The sequence below is a fragment of the Citrobacter sp. S55_ASV_140 genome (assembly GCF_018919505.1).
Classification (GTDB): Bacteria; Pseudomonadota; Gammaproteobacteria; order Enterobacterales; family Enterobacteriaceae; genus Citrobacter; species Citrobacter werkmanii.
In genome coordinates this window covers 1-6,018 of sequence record NZ_JAHLQZ010000219.1, presented here as the reverse complement: position 1 = coordinate 6,018, position 6,018 = coordinate 1, and the positions used below count along the sequence as shown (strand labels likewise).

The window sequence follows — 6,018 nt, the reverse complement described above, 5'->3', positions numbered from 1 at the left end:
TGATGCATAGTTATCCTGAGTTACAGGTGCATTTTGAGCTTTACGATCGGCAAATTGATTTGGCGCAGGATAATATCGATTTAGATATTCGTATTAATGATGAAATCCCTGATTATTATATTGCGCATTTGTTAACGAAAAACAAAAGAATATTGTGTGCGGCCCCGACCTATTTACAAAAATATGGCGAGCCGATGACGCTACAGGAATTAAGTCGGCACGATTGTCTGGTCACCAAAGAACGCGATATGACCCACGGAGTGTGGGAGCTGGATAACGGTCAGGAGAAAAAATCGGTCAAGGTAGCCGGGCATCTTTCATCGAACAGCGGTGAGATTGTGTTGCAGTGGGCGCTGCAGGGAAAAGGGATCATGTTGCGTTCCGAATGGGACGTACAACCGTTTCTGGCAAGCGGTGAACTGGTGCGTGTACTTCCGGACTATGCACAGAGCGCCAATATCTGGGCGGTTTATCAGGAGCCGCTGTATCGCAGCGTGAAGCTTCGCGTGTGCGTGGAGTTTCTGGCGACGTGGTGCCAGAACAGATTAGGCAAGCCAGTGGAAGGGTATCAAATCCCGTAGGTTGCAGGCCGGATAAGACGCTTTAGCGTCGCCATCCGGCAGTACCGTCACTCAGGATCTCTTTCGCGTTTTTTCTTCAGTTTAGTCCAGATCTTCGGCTCCTGACGGCGCCACAGACGCTGAATGTTGTCATGGTGACGTAGCAGAATTAAGCACGACAACATGGAAACCGGGAAAGTGAACTGGGGATTAAACCACCAGACATAAAAGGGAGCGATCAGTGCGCTGACGATAGCGCCCAACGACGAATAGCCGCTGAGCAAGACGGTCAGCAGCCAGGTTCCCGCCATTACGCCCGTTAAGTCCCAACCAATTGGCGCAATTGCACCAAAGGCGGTGGCAACGCCTTTCCCACCCTTAAAGCCGAAGAATACCGGCCAGATGTGTCCCAGACAGGCAGCGATCGCTATCAATCCCAGCCAGAAGGGGCTGACGCCTAGCGCATAGGCGCCCCAGACGGGTAACATGCCTTTCAGTACGTCGAAAATCAGTACGGCGACGGCGGCTCCCTTACCACCGATGCGCAGCACGTTTGTCGCGCCCGGATTGCCGGAGCCGCTGTCACGCGGGTCCGGCAATCCAGCGAGGCGGCATACCAGAATGGCACTGGAAATAGAGCCGCAGAGGTACGCGAAGATAATCATTCCAGGCGCGATTGCACTCATAAGCTGTTCCGTTTTGAAAATGTCGAGTAAAACGCTACTTCTATGGATAATACGCATATTTCGCCGGAAGTGGTATCCGGGTTAGTCAAAAAGCAGGCGGATCGTGATGGATATTGTATTTATAGAGCAACTTTCAGTAATCACCACTATCGGTGTTTACGACTGGGAACAAACGATCGAGCAAAAATTGGTGTTCGATATCGAAATGGCATGGGATAACCGTAAATCGGCTAAAAGCGATGATGTCGCAGATTGCCTGAGCTATGCTGATATTGCTCAAACGGTTGTTAATCATGTGGAAGGCGGACGTTTTGCGCTGGTAGAGCGCGTAGCGGAAGAGGTGGCGGACCTCCTGCTGAGTCGCTTTAATTCCCCATGGGTGCGTATCAAACTCAGTAAGCCTGGCGCGGTGGCGCGTGCGGCAAACGTCGGGGTTATCATTGAGCGTGGCAATAATCTGAAAGAAAATAATTAATTTAATAATTTCTAAAACAAACAGGTATAAAAGGGTCCTTTCGTCGGCTCTTTTTTGCCGTGGTTTCTTTATGTAGGGGTTTATTGATGAGTGATATGCACTCGCTGCTGGTGGCGGCAATTTTGGGTGTGGTCGAAGGTTTGACGGAGTTTTTACCCGTTTCCAGTACCGGCCATATGATTATTGTTGGCCACCTGTTGGGTTTTGAGGGTGATACCGCAAAAACATTTGAAGTGGTGATCCAACTGGGCTCTATTCTGGCCGTCGTGGTGATGTTCTGGCGACGTCTGTTTGGCCTGATTGGCATTCACTTTGGCAAAGCCCCACACGAAGGTACTGGCAAAGGTCGGTTGACGCTGGGCCATATCCTGCTCGGGATGATTCCGGCCGTTGTCCTGGGACTGGTTTTCCACGATACCATCAAATCGCTGTTTAACCCGATCAACGTGATGTATGCGCTGGTGGTAGGGGGCCTGCTGCTGATAGCCGCAGAATGCCTGAAGCCGAAAGAGCCGCGCGCGCCGGGGCTGGATGATATGACCTATCGCCAGGCGTTTATGATCGGTTGTTTCCAGTGTCTGGCGTTGTGGCCGGGTTTTTCCCGCTCCGGGGCGACGATTTCTGGCGGTATGCTGATGGGGGTGAGTCGTTACGCGGCATCTGAGTTTTCTTTCCTGCTGGCGGTGCCGATGATGATGGGCGCGACCGTCCTGGATCTCTACAAGAGCTGGTCTTTCCTCAGCGCGTCAGATATTCCGATGTTTGCAGTCGGTTTCGTGACAGCGTTTATCGTGGCGCTGGTGGCGATCAAAACCTTCCTGCAACTGATTAAACGCATCTCGTTTATTCCGTTTGCGATTTACCGCTTTATTGTGGCGGCCGCCGTCTATGTGGTCTTTTTCTGAATAATTTGATGAAAACATCCTGTTTGTTTACAGGATGTTTTCATTTATAAAATGAATAATCCGCTTTAATTAATATACTGTATATAATTGTTGTGCCAGCATTCTATGGTACAGATGATTTATATGGGAAATTAATTCATCACTTTAATCTTATTTTTAATTAAACACTGCATAAAAAGTTGTATGCTTTATTTGCTTTGTTAAATAATGTGACTGCAGCAAAGTTAAATTTACATATATTTGTTTCTTAAATGGATGGCGTTTGAATGGAGTAAGTTATGAAATTAAACAAGATTGCACAGTCAGTTATTTTTGCCGCCATAGGGGTTCCTTTCCTGGCATCTGCGGCTTCTGTTACGCATAACGATGATACCAATAGTTTTTCTGGCCTTGATGCCTGGATGATGATTTCGAAAGATTTGGGAAATACCTGGGAAGCCTATACTGACGAAAGTCAGAATAACTTTCCGGGTTCAACCTATGGGATTATTGCTGCCAAGGATGAGCTTGCTATTATATCCCAGCCTTATGATCCAAACTCTACCTATAGAGGTGGAGAGAAAGTTCGCTTCCTGGGCTATTACTGGACGGCGCAATGGTGGGTTGATCAGGGGGGTAGTCCTTCCACGGATTCTGTATGGAAAAAGGGCGATAAAGTCAATTTTAACATTTACTCAGAATTTCAGTTTACCCCTTATACAGGGCAGAAAGCGGAAGATCTGCAAAATAGTGAGAAGAAAAGGGTTAAATCACAGCGCAAAGTGATTGGCTATTTTCCTGAATGGGGAGTTTACGAGGCGCATAATTACTTTACCCCCGATAAGGTGAACTATAAGGGCCTGAGCCATCTTAACTATGGTTTTGCCGTAGTTAAAAACGGTGTAGTGACGATGCATGATACTACGCAGGCGCCTAATTTAATGCGTGAGCTTGACAAGCTTACAGAAAAAAATAATGTCACGTTTATGCTTTCTGTTGGTGGTTGGGATAACTCACAGGAAGGCGTGTTTGAAGCGGCAACTCGCACAGATGAAGGCGTTGAGAAGTTGGCGAACAGCATGGTCGATTATGTCCATGCATGGAATTTTGATGGTCTGGATATTGACTGGGAGTATCCGGACAACGACAGTGAAAAAGCGCAGTTTACTAAACTTATCAAATCATTACGCGCCAAGCTTGATGAGCAGGGGCGCAAAGACGATAAGTACTATCAACTTTCTGCCGCTGTCACAACCAACCATAACAATGTGGCTTATATTAACCCAGCTGTCACCGCAGATTACCTCGACAGTATCAACGTAATGGCATACGACATTCACGGCGCTTTTGATGCAAAAACGGGCCACAATGCTCCGCTTTTCGCCAATCAAAAAGATGACGATCAGAAGTTGAATGTCTCCTCTGCGATGAGTGAATATGCGGATGTTTGGCAGATTCCTAAAGAAAAATTAATGATGGGCGTTCCATATTACGGAAGAGGATGGGGGTCTGTTCCTGCTACACAAATTGAAGCGGGACTGCCGGGGCTATTCGCGCCGGGTGAGGCGTCTGTAAAAGGCGCATGGGATGATGAGGGGCAATATACTGGCACCAACCCGTGGTATGTTCTGAAAGAAAAACTAGCCAGTGGCGAATACAAACGGTATTGGGATCCGCAGTCACATGTTCCTTATTTATATAGCGTAGGCAGTCAGGAGTTTTTAACCTATGATGATCCGCAATCTATACGTGAAAAAGTAGATTATATTAATCAACAAGGATTTGGTGGCGCAATCATTTGGGATATTAGCGGCGATACGGCAGACCATGAGTTAGGGAATATTGTTGATGATATTCTGACTACCTCAGTTGCAAAAGAGAAAGGTGCAACGCTCTACACTGATATAAATTATCTGGGTGATGATATTCAGACTAATGATGATATTTCATGTTTAGCCGATGTTAAATCCGCAACAGGCAAAAAAATGAATGACACTATCTCTTCAGTAAAAATTGCTGAGGGTAGTTTGGGTGTGAATGCTTTTACAAACTGTAATTATTCGGGGACAAAAATAGCGCTTCTGGAAAGTAACTCCGCGCTGAGTAGTGGTAATAATGCGATATCATCCGTAAAAATTATCAAGGCAATTGCTTACGAGGACTACGGACTGGAAGGGCGTTCTCTTGTTATGGATGGTGACATTAAGGATCTGTCAACTTACAGCCTCAATGATGCGCTATCTTCAATTCAGGTCGCTCAGGGTTACAAAGCCCGGCTATATGAAAATGGGAATTATAAAGGCAATTATATCGATATCACGGCCGGCAGTGCCGCAATACGTGATGGCTTTAATGATAAAGTTTCTTCTATTCAATTTATCAAAGAATAATTCCGTCTGATAAGAGCTCAACTTGCCCCTTTACAGGGGCAAGTTTTTTTAACCGATCGCCTTTTCTTGCTTCCAGGTGGCCACCGCCGCAATACGACGCCGGGTCAATTCCTCGCGAATCGCCTGACCTTTGAATCCTGCCTCAACGACGTCTTTCGTTGGCACCGCCTGCGCAACCTGCCAGGCTTCACGCAACAGCCTGCCTTGCGGATAATCCGCCGCTTCAAAGCCGGTACGCCCACGCACGTCTGCCTCGCTGGTCAGAGCGATTTGCTCCACGCGCTGTGGTTTACGCCATGCATCGATGGAATCAAACAGCTTAACGATGGTTTTTGGCTGCAGGATTGGGAAGGTATGAATGAGATCGTGGAACTCAGCCACCAGTTTGGCTAAATCACGGATGTCATTTGGTACGCGCAGGCGTTGACACAGTTGCTCGACCAACTTGACGCCCGCCGGACCATGACCGTGATGGCGTGGCCACAGCGCTTTAGGCGTTAATGCTTTGCCAAGATCGTGGCACAACGTGGCAAAGCGCACGTCGACCTCGGGGCTTAACATAGCGGCCATCGACAGCGTCATCAGGGTGTGAATACCGGTATCGATTTCCGGGTGCCACTTCGCGGGCGCTGGAACGCCGAACAGGGCATCAACTTCAGGAAACAGAACGCGCAGCGCACCGCAGTCGCGCAGAACCTTAAAGAACACCTGGGGATTACGGGTAGTTAAGGCGTTTTCCGTTTCTTTCCACACCCGCTCTGACGTCAGATGTTCCAGTTCACCGGCAGCGGTCATGTCGCGCATCAATGTCATGGTTTCGTCAGCGATACGAAAACCGAGGTGCGCATAGCGGGCAGCAAAGCGCGCCACGCGCAGTACGCGCAGCGGATCTTCGCTAAAGGCGGGAGAAACATGGCGCAGCAGACGGTTTTGCAGATCGCTGCCTCCGTTATACGGGTCGATAATCTTCCCGTCGTCATCGCGGGCCATTGCGTTGATGGTCAGGTCGCGACGTTGAAGATC

General features: G+C 48.3%; 6 protein-coding genes. 4 read left to right on the top strand and 2 right to left on the bottom strand.

Annotated features, from left to right (window positions below; all coding sequences use genetic code 11):
• A partial coding sequence (locus tag KQJ18_RS20720; RefSeq protein WP_216422631.1) for a LysR family transcriptional regulator occupies positions 1-581 on the top strand: 581 nt, incomplete at its 5' end.
• 47 nt (positions 582-628) lie between these two features.
• Here the strand turns inward: KQJ18_RS20720 and plsY are convergent.
• On the bottom strand, positions 629-1,246 hold the full coding sequence (gene plsY / locus KQJ18_RS20715; RefSeq protein ID WP_003828443.1) for a glycerol-3-phosphate 1-O-acyltransferase PlsY: 618 nt from the start codon (positions 1,244-1,246) through the stop codon (positions 629-631).
• Between the two features lie 106 nt (positions 1,247-1,352).
• On the opposite strand from plsY, the gene folB reads away from it, so the two are divergent.
• From folB to KQJ18_RS20700, 3 genes are all read left to right on the top strand, one after another.
• On the top strand, positions 1,353-1,721 hold the full coding sequence (gene folB, locus KQJ18_RS20710) for a bifunctional dihydroneopterin aldolase/7,8-dihydroneopterin epimerase (RefSeq protein WP_038633959.1): 369 nt from the start codon (positions 1,353-1,355) through the stop codon (positions 1,719-1,721).
• Between the two features lie 86 nt (positions 1,722-1,807).
• On the top strand, positions 1,808-2,626 hold the full coding sequence (gene bacA / locus KQJ18_RS20705; RefSeq protein ID WP_087856828.1) for an undecaprenyl-diphosphate phosphatase: 819 nt from the start codon (positions 1,808-1,810) through the stop codon (positions 2,624-2,626).
• A gap of 278 nt (positions 2,627-2,904) precedes the next feature.
• A complete protein-coding gene (locus KQJ18_RS20700; RefSeq protein WP_216422629.1) occupies positions 2,905-4,995 on the top strand; it encodes a glycosyl hydrolase family 18 protein in 2,091 nt (696 codons plus the stop codon).
• A 48-nt stretch (positions 4,996-5,043) separates the two neighbouring features.
• On the opposite strand, the gene KQJ18_RS20695 is transcribed toward KQJ18_RS20700, so the two are convergent.
• A partial coding sequence (locus KQJ18_RS20695) for a multifunctional CCA addition/repair protein (RefSeq protein ID WP_216422627.1) occupies positions 5,044-6,018 on the bottom strand: 975 nt, incomplete at its 5' end.